This is a genomic window from Lacrimispora sp. 210928-DFI.3.58 (assembly GCF_020554865.1).
Taxonomy (GTDB): Bacteria; Bacillota; Clostridia; order Lachnospirales; family Lachnospiraceae; genus Enterocloster.
This window is the reverse complement of sequence record NZ_JAJCIC010000009.1, coordinates 83597-103399: the sequence shown is the minus strand read 5'-3', so window position 1 is coordinate 103399 and position 19803 is coordinate 83597. Positions and strand designations below refer to the sequence as shown.

Sequence of the window (19803 nt, the reverse complement as noted above, 5' to 3'; positions counted from 1 at the left end):
AATGAAAGAAACACAAACAAATGATTTTCTCGAACGGGAGAGCTTGGGAAAGCTTATGAGGAAATATGCAGTTCCCTGCGTGATCTCCCTGCTGGTAGCAGCATTGTACAACATTGTTGACCAGATATTTATCGCCAATGCATCCTATCTGGGCTCCTATGGCAATGCTGCCAACACGGTAGTATTTCCCTTGACTGTGGTCGCACTGGCGATCGCGGTGATGATCGGAGACGGCTGCTGTGCCTTTGTCAGCATCAGCCTGGGTGCAAACCAGCAGGAGGATGCCCACAGGAGCATCGGCAATGCCGTGATACTGTGTGTGATCAGCAGCATCCTTTTGATGGCAGTATACCTGATCTTCATGGAGCCTATCCTCACCATGTTCGGTGGAAAGGTAAATGCAGAGACCTATATCTGTGCGCAGGAGTATTTCTTTTGGATCTCCCTGGGCATTCCGTTCTATATGTTCGGTCAGGCCATGAATCCCATTATCCGTTCTGACGGCAGTCCCAAATTTGCGATGGTCTCCACTGTCAGCGGTGCAGTAGCCAATATCATCCTTGACCCCCTTTTCATCTTCCCTCTGGGGATGGGCATGAAGGGCGCAGCCATTGCAACTGTCATGGGACAGATCCTGACAGCCCTTTTGTCCATCTGGTACCTGTGCCATATGAAGGCGGTAAAGCTCCAGAAAAGCAGCTTCGGCCTTTGGGGCAGCCTGATGAAGAGATTCCTTGCACTTGGTATCACCAGCTTCCTGTCCCAGATCTCCCTGGTAGTCTCCATGGCAGCTGTACAGAATATGTGCACCATGTACGCCGCCATGGATGAGGTCTTTGGCCAGCCTGAATATGCCCAGATCCCTTTGGCAGTGCTTGGTATTGTAATGAAATTCTTCCAGATCGCCATCTCCATCTCTGTGGGCATTGCCGCAGGCTGCATCCCGGTTGTGGGCTATAACATCGGAGCCGGACGAAAGGACAGGGCAAAGGATCTGTTCACCTACCTGCTGACAGCAGAAGCAGTGGTGGGCCTTGCTGCCCTGCTCATTGTGGAATTCTTACCACATCGGCTCATCGGCATTTTTGGCGCAGCCAACGAGAGCGTATACTATACGGATTTCGCAGTGAAGAGCTTCCGCATCTATCTGTGCATGATGATCCTGGCAACTGTCAACAAGGGAACCTTTATCTATCTCCAGGCTCTGGGCAAGGCTGTGGCTTCTACTGTAGTCTCTCTTACACGTGAGGTGATCTTCGGTGTTGCCCTGCCGATCCTTCTTCCCATCTTCTTTGGACTGGATGGCCTGCTGTATTCGTTCCCGACCGCAGATATTCTGACCTTCATTATCGCGGTCTTCTTCATCCGCCAGACCTATAAAGAGCTCACTACCGAAAATTCTATCACACTGGAAAGGAGTCAGACAACATGAGTAACAGGATCATTACCATCAGCCGCGAATTTGGCAGCGGAGGACGGACCATCGGAAGGCTGACAGCCATGCAGCTGGGGATCCCCTGCTATGATGCGGAGCTGATCGAAAAGATTGCAGAGGAAAGCGGTTTTTCAAAGACCTATATTGCAGAGCGCGGCGAATATGCCATGAGCAGAGGCATGCTCGTCCATGCATTTGCAGACCGGGACTATAACGGCCACTCTTATCAGGATGAGCTGTGGGCGATCCAGCACAGGATCATCCTTGAGCTGAGCGAAAAGGGTCCCTGCGTGATCGTTGGCCGCTGTGCCGACTACATCCTCCGTGACAAGGCAGACTGCCTGCGGGTCTTTATCCATTCTGACATGGAAAGCAGGGCAAAACGCATTGTGGAACAATATGGCGAGAGAAACGAATCCCCTGAGAAGCGCCTGAAAGACAAGGATAAACGGCGTGCAGCCTATTACCAGTTCTATACGGACATGAAGTGGGGCGTGATGCAGAACTATCACATTGCTCTGGACAGCGGTGCACTGGGCATTGACAAGTGCGTGGCTACCATTAAGAGCTTATATTGACACATCGCCAAAAGGCGCTGCCGGATGGATACTTCCTGTCCGGCAACGCCTTTTCATCTTCCTATGTGATGGATTTTATTCTTGCGAAGCAATGAGCCAAGCAGCCGTGCCTGCACGGATATTTGACTGTTCTCTTACTGCTGGGAAGAATTTTCATCTCTTCCGCCCATGTGCCAGGAGCTTCCCTCTTCCTTCTGCTCCTGACCGGCCTTCATCCAGCCGTCATCGGAAGATACCTGAGTCTCCTGCACAGGCTGGCTCTCCGGCTGCTCCCCGGACTGCTCTGCCTTTGGTGCTTCCTTCTCCCCGCTCTTTTCAAAATGATTCGTATCAGGAAGGCCCTCTGTCTCAGCCTTCTCCTCCGGCTCCGGGATTCCCTTCACCCTGCGGAATATCTGCATGAACTCCTTGCCTGTGATGGTCTCCTTATCGATCAGGAATTCCGCGATCTGATCCATGGCATCCCTGTTCTCGCTCAAGAGGCGCTTGGCCTCGTCATAGGCTTCCTTCAGGATCCGCATTACCTCCTGGTCGATCTCTGCCGCCGTGGCATCGCCGCAGTTGAGCACCGTACGCCCGGTCAGATACTGGTTCTCCTGGGAAGCCAGACCCATCAGGCCGAACTTCTCCGACATGCCGTACTGCGTCACCATAGCCCTCGCCAGGTTGGTGGCCTGCTGGATATCATTGGCAGCACCGGTGGTAATGTTGCCGAATACGATCTCCTCCGCTGCACGGCCTCCCATGAGTTCTACCAGCCTTGCCTCCAGCTCCTTCTTTGTATTCAGGTACTTCTCCTCCTCCGGCACGTTCATAACGTAGCCCAGAGCGCCCATGGTCCTGGGCACGATGGTGATCTTCTGTACTGGCTCTGAATGCTTCTGGAGAGCGCTCACCAGCGCATGGCCCACCTCGTGGTAGGAGACGATACGGCGCTCCTCCTTGCTCATAATGCGGTCCTTTTTCTCCTTACCCACAAGAACGACTTCCACTGCCTCAAAGAGATCCTTCTGGGAGACAGCACTGCGGCCATGCTTTACCGCATTGATGGCAGCCTCATTCATCATATTGGCAAGATCTGCTCCCACTGCACCTGAGGTGGCAAGGGCGATCTCCTTAAAATCAACGGTCTCGTCTAACAGCACATCCTTGGAATGTACCTTCAGGATATTGATTCGTCCGTTTAAGTCCGGCTTATCCACCACCACGCGCCTGTCAAAGCGTCCCGGACGCAGCAGGGCCGGGTCAAGGATCTCAGGACGGTTGGTCGCTCCCAGCACCAGAAGGCCTTTTGTGGAGTCAAAGCCATCCATCTCGGAGAGGAGCTGGTTTAAGGTCTGCTCACGCTCATCATTGCCGCCCATCCGGCTGTCACGGCTTCGTCCGATGGCATCGATCTCATCAATAAAGATGATACAGGGCGCATTCTCTGTGGCGTTCTTAAACAGGTCCCGGACACGTGATGCGCCCACGCCCACGAACATTTCCACAAAGTCAGAGCCTGACAGGGAATAAAAGGGCACATGGGCCTCTCCTGCCACAGCCTTTGCCAAAAGTGTCTTACCTGTTCCCGGAGGGCCCACAAGAAGGGCTCCCTTTGGCAGCTTTGCGCCGATCTTTGTATACTTTCCGGGATTGTGAAGGAAGTCCACGATCTCTGTCAGGGACTCCTTTGCCTCGTCCTCGCCTGCCACATCCTTAAAGGTAATGCCGGTCTCCTTCTGGACGTACATCTTTGCATTGCTCTTTCCAACGCCCATGATTCCGCCGCCGCCCATGCGCTTCATGGTGAAATTCATGAGGAACAGGAGGAACAGGAAGGGGATCGCATAGTTGAGAACAGCCAGAAGCACGGCGTTGGGATTGCTGTTCTCGCGGTTGGTCACAACATTGTTTTCCAATATGCGGTCTACGAACTGGTAATCTCCCTCCAGGCGGACCACATAATACTTCATCTGCTGGGAATAGTTCGGATCGCCCTGCTTTGGCTTCACGGAGATCTCTGTATTGCCGACGCTGATGGACTCCACCTTTCCCGCTTCGATCATTTTGACAAACTCATTATAGGATAGCTCCTGGCGCTGCCTGGCATTGACTGTGGAATTCATCCAGCCCACTACCAAAAATGTCAGAAGCGCTGCCACAAGCAGCATGGTAATGGTCTGCCAGTTGCTGCCTAGATTGGGGTCTTTCTTTTTGTTATTATCCATATTGTGTAAATTCTCCCTCTGAATGGGCCGTTAAGATCAGGCTGCCGGAGCCCATTCCTTACCATTATAGTGTCAGTCTCCCCATAAATCAAGAAAAGAACAGTTAATTTTTCTAAAAAGTTTGGGAAAATACCTAGATTTATTTTTTCTGCGGATGTATAATATTTCAGTTATTTTTTTTCGTCACACAACCCATAAAATATCATGAAAAGGAGGTTTCCCCATTATGCCAGTCAAATACGTTTTCGTTACCGGCGGCGTTGTCTCCGGCCTCGGAAAAGGAATCACGGCAGCCTCTCTTGGCCGTCTCTTAAAGGCGAGAGGCTACAAAGTAACCATGCAGAAGTTTGATCCCTACATCAACATCGACCCCGGCACCATGAACCCCGTACAGCATGGCGAGGTCTTTGTAACGGACGACGGAGCAGAGACAGACCTGGATCTGGGCCACTATGAACGCTTCATCGATGAAAGCCTGACGAAAAATTCCAACGTCACGACCGGAAAGGTTTACTGGTCCGTCCTTCAGAAGGAACGCCGCGGCGACTTTGGCGGCGGCACCGTACAGGTAATCCCCCACATTACCAACGAGATCAAGAGCCGCTTCCACCGCAACTACAATGACAACGAGACTGAGATCGCCATCATCGAGGTAGGCGGCACTGTCGGCGACATCGAAAGCCAGCCCTTCTTAGAGGCCATCCGCCAGTTCCAGCGGGAGGTAGGTCCCGGCAATACCTGTCTCATCCACGTTACCCTGATCCCTTACTTAAAGGCCTCCGGCGAGCTCAAGACAAAGCCCACCCAGGCCAGCGTAAAAGACCTCCAGGGCATGGGCATACAGCCCGATATTCTCGTCTGCCGCTCCGAGCATCCACTGGACGACGGCATCAAAAACAAGATTGCGCTTTTCTGCAATGTACCAAAATCCCATGTACTTCAAAACTTAGATGTGGAAGTGCTTTATGAAGTGCCCCTTGTTATGGAGGAGGAACACTTAGCACAGGTGGCCTGTGAATGCCTTGACCTTCCCTGCCCTGAACCGGATCTGGCTGACTGGCAGGCTATGATCAATGCCTGGAAGCACCCTGATAAGGACGTTACAGTGGCCCTTGTCGGCAAATACACACAGCTTCACGATGCCTACATCTCTGTTGTGGAGGCCCTAAAGCACGGAGGCGTCGCAAACCATGCCCAGGTGCATATTAAATGGGTAGATTCCGAGACTGTCACCTCTGAAAATGTAGGAGACATTCTGGGTGATGTAAAGGGCATCCTGGTACCCGGCGGCTTCGGAGACAGGGGCATTGATGGAAAGATCTATGCGATCCGGTATGCCAGGGAGCATGGCGTACCCTTCCTGGGACTCTGTCTCGGCATGCAGCTCTCCATCGTAGAGTTTGCCAGAAATGTCATCGGCTGGTCCGATGCCCACAGCGTGGAGCTGAATCCTTCCACCACCCATCCTGTGATCCATCTCATGCCGGAACAGGACGGCATCGAGGATATCGGCGGTACCTTAAGGCTTGGCTCCTACCCCTGCGTCCTGGACAAGGCTTCAAAGGCTTATGGCCTCTATGGTCAGGAGACCATCCATGAGCGCCACAGGCACCGCTATGAGGTGAACAACGACTACCGGAAGGCCCTGACCGAGCACGGCATGATGCTCTCCGGCCTTTCCCCTGACAACCGGATCGTGGAGATGATCGAGCTGCCGGAGCATCCCTGGTTCGTTGCCACCCAGGCCCACCCGGAATTAAAATCCAGGCCAAACAGGCCTCATCCTCTCTTCAGAGGCTTTATTGAGGCTGCATTAAAAAATGAATAATGCCTGAAAAGACCACCCCATAAAAATGGCGAAACGCAGGAGAGACATGGCCGCTGTATAAAACAGCCGCTGCCATGTCTCTCCTGTATTTTTATTTATTCCCAGTATGGATTTCTGTTTTATCCAACAGACTAACATATATACTAGTTAGAACGGAGGTGAGATCCATCTATGTCCAACAACACACATCCATCAAAAAAGGACGATTACGATATCGATATCCAGGCCTGCTCCGCCATGGACTGTACCGGCCTTATTCCCTCTCTTCCCCAGTCAGAGGCGGAGAAAGAATATTACGAGGAGCTCTATCCCTACATTACAAGGGCGAACACCGGTGACGGAAAAAGCTGCCGCTGATTCCGGGCGCGCCCTCTTTTACTGGCACTTCAGACAGGCCACCTGTTGTCCTCCGCCCATGTCCGTAAGCTTTGGATTGCAGCTTAGACAGGCATCAGTACAGTAAGGGCATCTGGAGGCAAAACGGCAGCGCTCCGGCTTCAGGCCAGGAATGGGGATCATCCATGCCTGAACCGGCTCAAAAATTCCTTTGTCTGTTCTTTTTTGGGCTCTCCGAATATCTGTTTCGGAGTTCCCTCCTCCACGATGACACCGTCCGCCATGAATACCACATGGCTGGAAACATCTCTTGCAAAGGCCATTTCATGGGTCACAATGATCATGGTAAGGCCTTCTTCCGCCAGCCTCTGCATGACCTCCAGAACCTCTCCCACCATCTGGGGATCCAGAGCGGAGGTAGGCTCATCGAAGAGAAGGACCTCCGGCTCCATGGCAAGGGCCCTGGCGATCGCCACCCTCTGCTTCTGTCCGCCGGAAAGCTGCCTGGGCTTTGCATTGATGTAGGGGGCCATCCCCACCTTCTCCAAATAGGAGAGGGCGTTTCTTTTTGCCTCCTCCTTGCTCTTTTTCAGGACCTTTGTCTGACCGATGATGCAGTTTTCCAGAACAGTCATATTATTGAACAGATTAAAGCTCTGGAATACCATTCCCACCCTGGAACGGTACTTCGGCGCATTCATTTTCACGTCCGCAATGTTGGTTCCATGGTATACGATCTCCCCGGTGGTGGGCGTTTCAAGGAGATTCAGGCACCTAAGCAGCGTGGACTTGCCGGAGCCGGAGGCGCCGATGATGCAGGTGACATCGCCGCCATTTACCTGAAAATCAATATCCTTTAAGACAAGATTCGTTCCAAAGGTCTTGCTTAAATGGCGTATCTCCAAAATCCTATCCTCTTTCATCGCCCCTCCTCCTTTTTCTTGTCGTCCGGATAGCGGGTCATGCCGCTGGTATGGGCCAGGGTATCCGTAGTGGCCAGGTCAAAATTGTCCGCCCCATCCATATGGTTCTCCCACAGCCGAAGCAGCCTGGAGCAGGTAAAGGTCATGATAAAATACATGATCATGGTGATCGTATAGGCCTCAAAGTTCATATACAGGGCCCCGGCTGCTGCCTTTGTCTTATAAAGCAGCTCTGCCACGCCGATGACAGAGAGGACACAGCTGTCCTTGATATTGATGATCAGGTTATTGCCGATCTGGGGCATGATATTGCGCAGGGCCTGGGGAAGAATGACATAGAGCATAGTCTGCACATGAGTCATGCCGATGGATTTGGCTCCCTCTGTCTGGCCCGGATCAATGGAGAGAATGCCGCCCCTGACTGTCTCAGCCATATATGCGCCGGTGTTGATGGATAAAATGATATAGGCAGACTGCCACATGGACAGATTAATACCCATAAGAGGCAGAAGACCATAATAGATGAACATGGCCTGGGCCATCATGGGGGTGCCCCTGAAAAACTCCACATAGGCATTCAGGACCAGCTTTACAAGCCAGAGGACTCCCTTCTTCGCCAGATTGTCTCCCCTCCCCACAGGTATTGTCTGGACAATGCCGACTGCAAAACCGATAATGCAGCCTGCCAGGGTGCCTACCAGGGCAATCTTAAAGCTGACTCCTGCTCCCTGGAGCATAGACATACCATACCGGTTAAATACGACCATTACGCGGCCGAAAAAGTCTGTAGGCATAATATTCTCCTTCTCTTGCTACTGTCCACAGCCCAGCTGACAGGCAGCCCTTCTGTGAACAGTAACCTTGTGTTTTCCCTGTCAGTTTGCCAGAGGCTGCACAGAAATCGCTTCATCCATCATGGCGGAATAGTCGTCCGGGGTCATTGTTGCCAATACGCTGTTGATGGCATCCTTAAGCTCTGTATTGCCCTTTTTCAGGGAAATGCCGATGTTGATATCCTCGTCTGTCACCTGGAAATCCTTCTCGCCGCCGCCAAATTCCAGCATCTTAAAATCCGGATAAGCAACCAGGGCGCCCTTTCCTGTGGGCTGGTCTGTAACAATCAGATCGCATTTTCCTGCATTTAAGGACATCAGCATATCCGGGGCGCTGGCAGTTGCTGCCAGGATATTGGCATCCTCAATCTGCGGCAGGCAGGTATCATACCAGATGGTGCTCTGCTGAGAGGTACAGGTGGCTCCCTTTAAATCAGCTACACTGGCTGCATTTTCATATTGGCTGCCCTTCTTTACCAGGGTAACAATAGTAGCATAGTAGTAGGGCTCCGTAAAATCTACTGCCTGAAGGCGCTCTGAGGTAATGGACTGGCCTGCAATCACACAGTCTACCTGGCCAGTGGAAACAGCAGGGATCAGGGAATCCCAGTCAAGGCGTACGATCTCCAGATCATAGCCCAATTCCTCGCTGATCTTTTTTGCCATCATGACATCATAACCATATGCATATTCATTGCTGTCTGCAATGGGAACAGCTCCGTTGGCATCATCGGGCTGAGTCCAGTTATAGGGCGCATAGGCGCACTCCATTGCCACCCGGAGAGTCTTTTTCTCAGATTGGGCAGCCTCTGCGGCTGCTGTGCTCTCTGTCCCGCCAGCCTCCGCTGTCTCCTTCTCTGTCTCCTTAACAGCCTCTGTTGCTGCAGCTTCTGTTGCCTGGCTGCTTCCTCCGCCGCAGGCAGTCAGGGCTCCGGCCGCCATCAAACCTGCACACATAAGGCTGACCAGCTTACTTCCATTCTTTCTCATAATCCTTTTCCTCCTTTTTCTATGCCTGTCAACAAATAACAAAAGAGGCCATACCTGTTCCAGGTATGACCTCATCGTCATCTTTTATTGGCTGCTGCCAGCAGACAAGCTCCTATAAAATAACGGAAAGATTATAACACAATTCTCTCGGTTTTCCAATACTTTTTCTCATTTTTTCCCGGTGCATCACCAAAAAGCTTCTGCAGGCTTTTTATCACATGCCGGTAGGCCGGTATTAAAAACAGGTCCGCCGCCACCCAGGCCGCAGGGCTTGCAAAGCAGCAGGCCACGTAGCCAAAGACAGGCACCAGGAAGAAGCCCACAGAGGCTCTGGCTGCCATCTCGCAGACTCCTGCAATGACGGCAAATTTTGAGTAGCCCAATCCCTGAATCATAAAACGGAAGTTATTGACGATCACCAATGGGATAAAAAGGGCTGCATTGATCAGCACATACAGCTGGGTATTGGCAAGGATTTCCTTCTCCCCTGCATCCACAAACAGCAAAGCGATCCCGCTTCCGAAAAGCCATAGGACAGCCAGGATCCCGATGGCATAGATGCAGCCAATGGCAGTTCCCACCTTAAGCCCCTGATCCACACGGTCAAGGCGTTTGGCCCCCACATTCTGTCCTCCGTAGGTAGCCATAGTGGCCCCCAAGGCATCAAAGGGACAGCAGGCGAACATGACGATCTTGTTGCCTGCAGTGACAGCAGCCACTGCCATGGAACCCAAGGCATTGACGGCGGTCTGGAGCACTACGCTGCCGATAGCTGTGATGGAATACTGAAGACCCATGGGGATTCCCATGCCGCAGAGCGCTGCCATAAAGCGGCGGTTGGGCTTCCATTCATCCCCTTCCATCCGGAGGATCGTAAATTTTTTGCGCATATAGATCAGGCACAGAATCCCCGACACTGCCTGGGAAATAATGGTAGCCCAGCCTGCTCCGGCCACTCCCATATCCAGCACAAGGATCGTAAAGAAATCCAGCGCCACATTGAGAAGGGAGGAAAGGACCAGAAATACCAATGGCGTGGTGCTGTCTCCCAGAGACCGGATAATACCGGAAAGCAGGTTATAGAGATATGTAGCCGGAATCCCTAAGAACACAACAAAAATATACTGGTAAGCACCCTCTATAATGTCCTCCGGCGTATTCATCCACACCAGGAGGGAATGGCAGAGACTGCAGACCACCGTTGTCATTACCAGTGAAAACAGAGCGGCCAGCCAGCCGCTGTTTGCTACAAACCGCCTTAGGGCCTTCTCATTTTTCTCCCCGAACTTCTGGGCCACCGGTATGGAAAAGCCGCTGCACACGCCCTGGCAGAAGCCGATGATCATAAAGCTTAAGGAACCGGTAGCGCCCACAGCGGCCAGGGCTCCCACACCCAGGCATTTGCCCACTATGATGGTATCCACCATGCTGTAAAGCTGCTGAAACAGCATCCCGCACAGCATTGGTATAAAAAATGCCAGAATCAGCTGAAATGGCGATCCTTCTGTCATATCTCTCACTGTCTGCTTTGCCATAATTTCATCCTCTTTTTTATCATATCATCCCAATAATGTACTCTATCCGCCCATCCTTTGCAAGTAGAAAAAGATCAGCAAAAGACGCGCTCTGCAATGCATTTTTCACAATACATTCCAGGCGCGTCCTGCCGCTTTTTCTATTATTTTAATCAATCACCTTTATACTCTCGATCACTGGCTGGTTATTCTTTGCAACAGTACCGTTGTTGTCCTCCACCTTAGTGGCCTCGCAAATAGCATCCACCACCTCTATGCCTTCGGTCACATAGCCAAAGCAGGCATAGTTGCCGTCCAAAAAGGTACTGTCCTCATGGACAATGAAGAACTGGGAGCTGGCGCTGTCCATTCTCTGGGAACGGGCCATGGAGATAGCTCCCCTTGTGTGGGAGAGAGGGTTGTCCACGCCATTGGCGGCAAATTCGCCTTTGATCTCCTTGTCAGAACCGCCCATACCTGTGCCGAAAGGATCTCCCCCCTGGATCATAAAGCCGCTTATGATGCGGTGGAAGGTCAGGCCGTCATAGAAGCCGTCACCTGCCAGCTTTAAGAAATTGGCAACTGTGATTGGCGCATGATCGCCGTCCAGCTCTACGGAAATGGTCCCGTAGTCCCTTACAGTGATCTCTATGTGGTGTTTGCCAGCAGCCTCTGCCAGGGCTGCTTCCTCCTCTGCCTCATCGGCTCCAGCTTCTTCTGCGCTGCCGGTTTCCCCGGCGATCTCTTCTTCTGTATCTCCTGCTTCTTCTGCAGCTGTCGTCCCGGCTGCCTCCGCAGACTCCCCTGCTTCCGCCGTGGTGTCCGCCGCAGTCTCCCCTGCAGCTTCCGTCACCGCCTCTGCCGTGGTCTCCGCTGCAGCTTTATCCGTGCTCTTTCCTGCACAGCCAGTCATAGCTGTCATGGCCAGCACGGCTGCCATGCATATACACATCCATTTTTTCATAATACGTAAAAAACTCCTTTCAATATTCACCTTTGATCGCAAAGGCATGATTCATGGGCCCGCTTCCCCTGCCCAGATCCAGCATGGCCTCCAGGGCCCCTGACAAATAGGCCTTTGCATGGCTCACCGCCTCATCCATCTCCATTCCTTTTGCCAGATTGGAGGCAATGGCGCTGGAAAGAGTGCAGCCTGTGCCATGGGTGTTGGGATTGTCTATGCGCTTTCCCATAAACCATCGCAGGCTTCCGGCCCTGCAAAGCAGGTCATTGGCGTCATTTAACTGGTGTCCGCCTTTTAACAGGACGCTGCAGCCATAGCGCTCCGAGATCGCCGCTGCCGCCTTCTCCATATCCTGCGCCGAATGGATCTCTGACCCGGAAAGGATCTCCGCCTCCGGGATATTTGGCGTCAAAAGGGATGCCATGGGAAGCAGCCGCTCCTTTAAGGTATCGATAGCCTCGTCACTGATCAGCTTTGCTCCGCTGGTGGCCACCATCACCGGGTCCACTACCACATTTACTGCTTGATAGAAAGCCAGCTTGTCTGCGATCATCTCAATGAGTCCCTTTGAGGACACCATGCCGATCTTCACTGCATCAGGGACAATGTCTGTAAATATATTGTCCAGCTGTTCCCCCAAAAATTCCGGCGTCACCTCCATGATCCCTGTGACTCCCACTGTATTCTGGGCTGTCAGGGCTGTAATGGCGCTCATGGCATATACACCGTGGACCGTCATGGTTTTAATATCTGCCTGGATCCCTGCTCCTCCGCTGGAATCACTGCCTGCTATTGTTAAGGCTGTCTTCATTTTCATCTGCCTTCTCCTCCTTCTTGTACTGCCCCCGGCATATGCCTGAACACGGCCAGCTATATATGCTGGGGCTCCGCCACCTTATTATATACCTGTGCCTGGGTTCTGTCCACAATCTTCACCATGGCCGTGAACACCTTTCCGTCATAATCCACATCAAATTCATCTCCCGGCTGGTTTAAAATGCGCCGGATACTTAGGAGGCCCAGACCGCCGTCCTTCTTGCTTGAGAGAAGCTTTTCGCCATTTTGGCGTATCTGTCCGCTGTAGGAATTTTCCACCAGCATCATCAAATGATCCTCTATCCAGCGGGCCTGCAGGCGTATAAAGCCCTTTTCCTTCATCCTCCGGCAGGCCTCCATGGCATTTTCCAAGAGATTTCCGATCACAATACAGAGGGTCAGGTCATCCACCGGCACATGGGCAGACAGATCCATCTGGGCAGAAAATGTGATGCCCTCCCGCTCTGCCCTGGCTGCATATTCCTTTACCAGCCCATTCACTGCCTGGTTCCTGCAAAATACTGTTTCCACCGCAGCATCCAGCTCTTTTTGGAGATTCTGCAAATATCTCGTCTGCTGCTCTTTATCCATGTGCAGCAGGGCATGGATATGATGGCGGAAATCATGCTTGATGATCCGGACCTGTTCCATATAATCTAAGGTCTGGTTGTAATGCTCCCTCTGCTGTGCGATAAGCTGACGCGCAAACTGAAGCTCCTCCTCTGTCTGCCTTTTGTCCATAATCTCCAAAATACTGCTTAGGATCATGATATAGAGCACCATGATCATGACGCAAAGCGTCAGGAAGAACAGAATATCCTCGATCCCCCGCTGAAACAAAGTGCTGGTGGAAAAGATGGTATTGACACCAATAAAAAGAATGCCTAAAAAGATGCTGGGAAACACCACCAGAAGAGCCGCATTTTTCATGGACAGCTGGTGAAAGAGCCTGTTTACACGGTTTTTAAGCCAAAACTGCACCAGCACATAATAGCCGCAGGCCGTCACCAGCGACACGATCACCCGCACCTGCCCGTAGGACAGATCCACCTGCCTTCTGAGCATCCAGACCGCAAATTCATTCAGCGAGGTTGCCAGCACAGCAAACAGCCCGGCAGAAATATAGAGAAACGCCTTCTGCATCATGCTTCCCTGAAAAAATATCAAAAGCACCAGGAAAAACAGGCAGGAATAGATGCACCGGAATACAAAGAAAACAGAGGGCTCAATGGAAAACAGAGCCTGTATAGATATCATAATGACCCACAGATAGCCGGAGACAGCTGCAATATTTTCACGGCTTCCATATTTTGGTTCAAGGCAGACAAATATGGGCATGATACACACTGCCAGCTGTATCAGGCCTAAAAACACAGTACATGCAGAATCGTTCATAATCGCCTCATTTCACTACTTCAAGCGGTAACAGTAATAGGCATGCTTGCTCTGCTTATAGCAGTTGCGGGAAACGGGCACCATGGCCCCTCCCTTCATGAGAAAACAGGAATCCTTCAGGCTCTCCGCCTGCTCCAGATTTACAATATAGCTCTGGTGGCAGCGCAGGAATCCCTTGCTGCCCTCCAGGGCCTCCTGTATCTGGGACAGCTTCTGCCCAATGGACAGGACCTCTCCGTCCGTCAGGGTCACCAATACCCGGTGGAGCCTGTTTTCAAAAAATACCACCTTGTCAAGGGAAAGCTTTATGGGAACACGGTTGTGGACCACGGAGAGAACCCCTTTGCCCTGCTTTAGCTTCTGCTCTGTCACCCGCACCATGGTTTCCTCAAAGCTGGCTCTGTCTACAGGCTTCAGGAGGAAGCCGGAGGCATTTACCCGGTAGCCATCCACCGCTGCCTCCAGAGAGGAGGTGATAAACACGATGACCGGATCCGTCCCCATAGCTCTTAAGCTGTCTGCACCCTGGATCCCGCTCATCCCCGGCATGAGAACGTCTAAAAGATACAGCCCGTACTGCTTCCCTGCTGCAAGAAGCTCTGTCATGGATCCATATGTATCGATCCTGACCTCCATCTCATGCTCCTTAAAAAATGCAGCAGCATATTCCTCCACCATGCGGCACTCCTCTGGTGTATCGTCACACACTGCGATTTCCAGCATATCTCTGCCCCCTCTATCTTCTGTGGCTCAGCGGACATCTTTGGGCCGCTTACTATTGTTTTATTTTATTGACAAACTTGTCACAAGTCAAGTTTTCCGGCAAAAGAATGGAGAGATTTGTGAATGCTAAGCAGAAGTGTCATATTCGGTATATTTTACGCAGATTTGGTTATTTTTTTTACTTTTTCTCCATGCTACACTAAATGTATGAATATTTTATCTAAGGAGGGCTTTATGTATGGGTACTAACATTCTTGTAACTGTCATTGTAATCATCTATCTGCTGCTGATGCTGTGGATCGGCTGGTATTCCTCCACGAAGATCACCAGCAACACGGACTTTATGGTTGCCGGACGCCGTCTGGGCCCGTTCCTCATGGCAGGAACTCTGGCTGCAACGGAGATCGGGGGCGGCAGCTCCTTAGGCGTTGTACAGAACGGCATGTCAGGCTTTGGCCTCAGCGCTTCCTGGTACATCACCACCATGGGCATTGCCTTCATTATTTTAAGCTTCGTGGCTCCCAAGTTCAGAGCCGCAACCGTTAAGACGGTTCCCGAATACTTCCGCAGACGCTACGGCAAGGGCTGCGGCCTGATCACCGCCATTATCATGCTCCTTCCCCTGGTAGGACTGACAGCCGGCCAGTTTATCGCTTCCGCCGTTATCCTTTCCACCATGCTGAACATTGATTACCAGGTGGCTGTTATCATCGTTGCGGTAGTTGTTACCGTATATTCCATCATGGGCGGCCTGTGGAGCGTGACCCTGACTGACTTTGTACAGGTATTCCTTATCGTCATCGGCATGATCATCGCTGTTCCCTTTGCACTGAACTATGCCGGCGGCTGGGGAAACGTTGCTGCCAATATCCCTGAGGGTACCATGGGGCTCTTTGAGGGCTATGACCTGTTCGGCATCATTTCCCTGGTCATCATGTACACCGCTACCTTCTCTGTCGGCCAGGAGGCTGTATCCCGCTTCTACGCTGCAAAGGATGAGAAAGCAGCCAAGGGCGGCGCATGGCTGGCAGCCCTTGTAAACTTCATCTACGCCTTTATCCCAACCATCCTGGGCATCATCACCCTGGCGCTCATCAATATGGGCAAGTTCAGCTCCTCCCAGTTTGAATCTGTAGGCGCCCGCTATGCGCTTCCGGTGCTTGCCATCAATACCATGCCGGCCATTATCTGCGGCCTGTTATTTGCAGGGATCATCTCCGCCACCATGTCAAGCTCTGACTCTGACCTGTTAGGCGCCGGTTCCATCTTTGCAAACGATATCTACAAGGCTGTATTAAAGCCGGATGCCTCCAGCAAATCCGTGATGAACGTGACAAAGATCGTGATGTGCCTTGTGGGTGTAGCTTCTATGTTCATTGCACTGTTTAATACACAGAGCATCGTGTCCATCCTGATGTTCTGCTTCACCTTGAGAGCTGCAGGCTCCTTCTTCCCCTATGTGATGGGACATTACTGGAAAAAGGCCTCCACAGCCGGAACCGTTGCTTCCCTGATCCTGGGAACCATCGTGGTCGTATACTTAGAGCATTTCTCCGGCGGCATGCTCTTTGGGATCAAATTCAGCCAGCCCATCATCCCAGGCCTGGTAGCTGCTTTTATCGGCTTTATCGCATTTTCCTTTATCATGCCTCCTGCTGTGGAGACCACAGAGCTGGCTCCGGAGGAGGACGACTAACGCTGCTCGCAGCTGTCCTGTGACTGCTCTGCGATCAGAATTTCACAGACCCTATGAGGAGGATCCTCCTGTATTTTCCCGGTTTTCTATGCGGGAATACAGGAGGATTCCTGCTATTGTGACGGCTCCGCCTGCAAACTGCATAAGGGCGGGAACCTCATGGAACAAAAAGAAAGCAAACACTGCCGCCACCACCGGCTCACAAAGCTTTGAGGCTGACACAAAGGCCGGGGACAGGAATTTCAGGCACCAGCTGAAAATGCTGTGTCCCAGAAGGGTGGAGCACACGCTTAGGAGAAAGCCCACTGCCACACTTCCCGCTCCGTAGCCTGTAAAGGATAAGCCCTGGACTGCCACAGCCCCACACAGGGAAAGACAGCAAAAGGTATATACGATGTATGTATAGACCATGGTGGACATATTGCGCCTTGCCTGCCGTCCGATCAGCGTGTAAACTGCCTGGAAGATTGCTGCCCCCAGGGCCAGCACATCCCCGTAAAAATGGTTTCCCCCTGCGGAGTAATCGGACAGGGCGATCACAAGGCTGCCCGCCACTGTTATCAGGATGCTCATGCCGGCCTTTGCTGAGATCCGTCCCTTTAGAAATAAGCAGTACCCCAGTGCAACCCAGATCACCTCGGTACAGGAAATAGCCGTTGAGCTGGCAACGGAGGTCTGATTTAAGGATTCAAACCAGACGGTAAAATGAAGGGCCAGGAAAATGCCGCTGACAGCGCACAGAAGAACTTCCCTTTTTTCCGTTGACAAAAGCTCTCTCCGAAACTCTCCCTTCCCAAACACCATGGGAGTCATAAGCCCGACTGTCCACAGCAGGCGGTAGGCTGCTGTCACCACCGAGGGGGCCTGAGAATACTTCACGAAAATAGCCGATAACGAAATACCGGCTATTCCCACTGCGATCATGATCATAGGATGTTTCTCTAAAAATTTCATTGTCCTGTTTCCTTCTCCAACGTTTTCTTATCCGGCTCTCCATCGGCCGGGTATTCGATCACACAGAAATCATAGGCGTTGATCACTGTAGTCTTTCCAAAGGTATCCCTCCGCTTGAACCCGCCTCCATAGGTAGCATGGACATGGCCGTGAAGGAAGAATTTTGGCTCATATTTCTCCATCAGGGTGCGGAAAGCGGCAAAGCCGCGGTGGGGCAGGTCCTCCATATCATTGACCTGGTAGGCCGGGGCATGGGCCACCAGGATATCAAAGCCCCTATGCCTCCACAGTTTGAACCACAGCTTTCTTATACGCCAGCGCATCTGTCGCTCCGAATACTGGTTGGGAGCCCCAGGAATATATTCCATGGAGCCGCCCAGACCCAGGATACGCACTCCCTCATGCACGTAAATATCATCTTCAATGCAGATGCAGCCCTCCGGCGGCCGCCTGTCATATTTGTTGTCATGGTTTCCCCTGACATACAGCACGGGAGCATGGCACAGGGTCGCAAAAAAGCTCAGATATTCCGGCTCCAGATCCCCGCAGGAAATGATCAGGTCAATATCCTTCATCCGCTCCGGGTCATAATAATCATATAGTATTTTTGACTCATGGTCAGCCAGTACCATGATATTCATGTGTTTAGTTCTCTGCTTTGGTTTCATCGATCTTAATACCCTGGAACTGTACCAGCGCCTGGGCCTCCTCCGTCAGCTCTTCAAATTCCGGGATCCGTCCCACTACATTTTCCGCCAGCCAGTCCATGGTGATGATCTCGTCAGCCCCCAGGCTCTCTCCCTCCCTGCACCGCACGACGCCGTTCTGGGAGTAGACAGGTCCGTCAAAGGGATGGAAGCTTCCTGTACGGATGGAATTTTTCAGGAATTCCACAAGCCTGTGGGTGCCATGAGGCATATTGCCGGAGCAGATGACATCGATCACATCGGCCGACATTCCCCACCAGTAGTTCACTGCCTTTTTTCCCTTTACCGTGCTGGGCTCTGCCGTGCCCTTCCAGATGCTCCGGATGATCCGCTCGTAGAATTTTCCCCAATGCCAGATGGGCGTTGCCAGGTTTTCAAGGGTTCCATCCTCCTTCTTTGTGTAGAGCCCGTATTCCCTGGAGGCCCGCTCCGGCGTGATCATATCATCATCGGAGATAAAGAACACACCCTCCTGCTTTAAGCGCTCCCTGGGATCCTGGTTCTTTGTCCTGGACCATTCCAGATATACCTTCACATAGGGATTGATCATCCTGGCTCCCAGGGCAAAGGCATTGATATTGGCAACATTCCCATATATGGGGTAATCTGCCACATAGCCCAGCCGGTCTGTTCTGGAAAGGGCAGCCGCAATGGCTCCCAGCAGGAATTTGGATTCGTACATCCTTGCATAGTAGGTGCAGATGGAGGAATAGGACATCTTGATGGAGCAGTTGTAGATCTTCACTTCCGGGTGGCGGATGGCAGAGCGGACACTCTGGTTCACCATCTGGATCGCAGTGGTAAAGATCAGGCTGCAGCCGGAGGCAATAGCCAGCTCAATGGCATTTTCCACCTCCTCGTCTGTGTTGGCCCGGTCTAGGGCCATTGTCTTTACTCTTCCCTTATAGGTCTGTTCCACGTACATCCTTCCCAGCTCATGGCTGTAGGTCCAGCTGGAGGTCCCTGCCGTCTTCCTGTAAATAAAGGCGATCTTCAGTGTTTCCGGCGCCATGGCCCCGGCAGGGATCAGACGGCCCAGGAGTGACGGCTTGTTAAGCCCCTCTGCCTCCTCCGGAGTCTGTACCAGCTCCACCTGGCTTCCTCTCTCGGCCAGCTTGATCTCCTCCCAGATCTTAAGGAGCGCCTTGTACATTTCACGCTCTGTCTCTCCCTTTATCCGGTCGTACCCAAATATTTCCATATATACAAGGAAAGCATCGGCGGCTGTCATCTCCAGCCGTTCCCCGCGGGCCATCTGGAAGGCCTTGGCAAAACGGCCATAGGTGGAGCGGAAAAACATCCGTTCCTCATCATCCCAGATCTCTCCCTCCTTTTTCTGCATCACCTTCAGAAGCTTTTTGTAGCTCCCTTCCTTTGTGAACCACACATCGCAGTTGGAGGATACCTTATAAAAGTCAAGGAATTCGTAATACAGCCTGTTTTCCTTGTCATCTGTCTTTTTGGGGATCAGGCGGGTGACGCTGCCAACAATGCTGTAGGCCCCCAGATATTTCATCACGCTGACCCGCTTATTGCCCTCCTGGACATAGAACTGGTTCATAAATTCATAGGCTATGATGGGATCCTGGATGCCCTCGCTCACCTGATAGTCATAGAGAGAGGCCCATTTCGCCCCAAACTCTGATTTTTCAGGCAGAAGGGGCATGAAATTATTTGCAAAGGCATTGGTCCGCTCCGCAGTCTTTGTTCCCACGAGCTTTGACAGCGGAATATCCATCACCCCCAGGCTGACAGTGGACGCGATCTCTGTATACGACAGGATATCGTCCAGCACCGGGAGATAGGGATATTCTCCTTTTGTGAGCGCAGCCTGATACCTGCGCTTTCCCTGCTTTAACGCTGCTGCATAATCCGTTAATGCCACATTAACACCTCACTTG

At 52.0% G+C, this 19803-nt stretch carries 18 protein-coding genes; 5 read left to right on the top strand and 13 right to left on the bottom strand.

Annotated elements, in window-relative coordinates; translation table 11 throughout:
• Nucleotide 1: 1 nt before the first annotated feature.
• Both LIZ87_RS07910 and LIZ87_RS07905 read left to right on the top strand, forming a co-directional pair.
• Nucleotides 2–1432 (top strand): MATE family efflux transporter, encoded by a 1431-nt coding sequence (locus tag LIZ87_RS07910; protein ID WP_178315615.1) that lies wholly within the window; start codon nt 2–4, stop codon nt 1430–1432.
• Nucleotides 1429–2013: a cytidylate kinase-like family protein gene (locus LIZ87_RS07905; RefSeq protein ID WP_178315617.1), complete on the top strand. Its 585-nt coding sequence runs from the start codon at nt 1429–1431 to the stop codon at nt 2011–2013. Before LIZ87_RS07910 ends, LIZ87_RS07905 begins: the two co-directional genes overlap by 4 nt.
• A gap of 134 nt (nt 2014–2147) precedes the next feature.
• Here the strand turns inward: LIZ87_RS07905 and ftsH are convergent, their stop codons facing one another.
• Nucleotides 2148–4223 (bottom strand): ATP-dependent zinc metalloprotease FtsH, encoded by a 2076-nt coding sequence (ftsH, locus tag LIZ87_RS07900; RefSeq protein ID WP_227146191.1) that lies wholly within the window; start codon nt 4221–4223, stop codon nt 2148–2150.
• 226 nt (nt 4224–4449) lie between these two features.
• Here ftsH and LIZ87_RS07895 point away from each other — a divergent pair, with 226 nt between their 5' ends.
• Nucleotides 4450–6051, top strand: coding sequence for a CTP synthase (locus LIZ87_RS07895; protein WP_227146189.1), 1602 nt, complete (start codon nt 4450–4452; stop codon nt 6049–6051).
• A 171-nt stretch (nt 6052–6222) separates the two neighbouring features.
• Nucleotides 6223–6408, top strand: coding sequence for a hypothetical protein (locus LIZ87_RS07890; RefSeq protein ID WP_227146185.1), 186 nt, complete (start codon nt 6223–6225; stop codon nt 6406–6408).
• 18 nt (nt 6409–6426) lie between these two features.
• Here LIZ87_RS07890 and LIZ87_RS07885 read toward each other — a convergent pair whose 3' ends face one another.
• From LIZ87_RS07885 to LIZ87_RS07845, 9 genes are all read right to left on the bottom strand, one after another.
• Entirely contained in the window at nt 6427–6570 is a 144-nt protein-coding gene (locus LIZ87_RS07885) for a hypothetical protein (RefSeq protein ID WP_227146181.1), read from the bottom strand.
• Entirely contained in the window at nt 6567–7310 is a 744-nt protein-coding gene (locus tag LIZ87_RS07880; RefSeq protein WP_227146178.1) for an amino acid ABC transporter ATP-binding protein, read from the bottom strand. The genes LIZ87_RS07885 and LIZ87_RS07880 overlap by 4 nt, the downstream gene beginning before the upstream one ends.
• Complete coding sequence (locus LIZ87_RS07875; protein ID WP_227146175.1) at nt 7307–8104, bottom strand: amino acid ABC transporter permease; 798 nt, start codon at nt 8102–8104, stop codon at nt 7307–7309. Before LIZ87_RS07875 ends, LIZ87_RS07880 begins: the two co-directional genes overlap by 4 nt.
• 81 nt (nt 8105–8185) lie before the next feature.
• On the bottom strand, nt 8186–9133 hold the full coding sequence (locus tag LIZ87_RS07870) for a transporter substrate-binding domain-containing protein (RefSeq protein WP_227146172.1): 948 nt from the start codon (nt 9131–9133) through the stop codon (nt 8186–8188).
• A 131-nt stretch (nt 9134–9264) separates the two neighbouring features.
• Nucleotides 9265–10668: an MATE family efflux transporter gene (locus LIZ87_RS07865; RefSeq protein WP_227146169.1), complete on the bottom strand. Its 1404-nt coding sequence runs from the start codon at nt 10666–10668 to the stop codon at nt 9265–9267.
• Nucleotides 10669–10816: 148 nt separating this feature from the next.
• A complete protein-coding gene (locus tag LIZ87_RS07860; protein ID WP_178314355.1) occupies nt 10817–11611 on the bottom strand; it encodes a peptidylprolyl isomerase in 795 nt (264 codons plus the stop codon).
• Between the two features lie 19 nt (nt 11612–11630).
• On the bottom strand, nt 11631–12422 hold the full coding sequence (gene thiD, locus LIZ87_RS07855; RefSeq protein WP_178314359.1) for a bifunctional hydroxymethylpyrimidine kinase/phosphomethylpyrimidine kinase: 792 nt from the start codon (nt 12420–12422) through the stop codon (nt 11631–11633).
• A gap of 59 nt (nt 12423–12481) precedes the next feature.
• Nucleotides 12482–13822 carry an ATP-binding protein gene (locus LIZ87_RS07850; protein WP_227146166.1) on the bottom strand — a complete coding sequence of 447 codons (1341 nt, stop codon included), beginning with the start codon at nt 13820–13822 and terminating at the stop codon, nt 12482–12484.
• 15 nt (nt 13823–13837) lie between these two features.
• A complete protein-coding gene (locus LIZ87_RS07845; protein ID WP_227146163.1) occupies nt 13838–14545 on the bottom strand; it encodes a LytR/AlgR family response regulator transcription factor in 708 nt (235 codons plus the stop codon).
• Between the two features lie 238 nt (nt 14546–14783).
• Here LIZ87_RS07845 and LIZ87_RS07840 point away from each other — a divergent pair, with 238 nt between their 5' ends.
• Nucleotides 14784–16241, top strand: a complete 1458-nt coding sequence (locus LIZ87_RS07840) for a sodium:solute symporter family protein (protein WP_178316099.1) — start codon at nt 14784–14786, stop codon at nt 16239–16241.
• Between the two features lie 51 nt (nt 16242–16292).
• Here LIZ87_RS07840 and LIZ87_RS07835 read toward each other — a convergent pair whose 3' ends face one another.
• The 3 genes from LIZ87_RS07835 to LIZ87_RS07825 are packed head-to-tail and all read right to left on the bottom strand — an operon-like array spanning nt 16293 to nt 19787.
• Entirely contained in the window at nt 16293–17195 is a 903-nt protein-coding gene (locus LIZ87_RS07835) for a DMT family transporter (RefSeq protein WP_178316098.1), read from the bottom strand.
• A complete protein-coding gene (locus LIZ87_RS07830) occupies nt 17192–17836 on the bottom strand; it encodes a metallophosphoesterase family protein (RefSeq protein WP_178316097.1) in 645 nt (214 codons plus the stop codon). The genes LIZ87_RS07835 and LIZ87_RS07830 overlap by 4 nt, the downstream gene beginning before the upstream one ends.
• A 4-nt stretch (nt 17837–17840) precedes the next feature.
• Nucleotides 17841–19787, bottom strand: a complete 1947-nt coding sequence (locus LIZ87_RS07825; protein ID WP_227146161.1) for a BMP family ABC transporter substrate-binding protein — start codon at nt 19785–19787, stop codon at nt 17841–17843.
• Between the last annotated feature and the right edge of the window lie 16 nt (nt 19788–19803).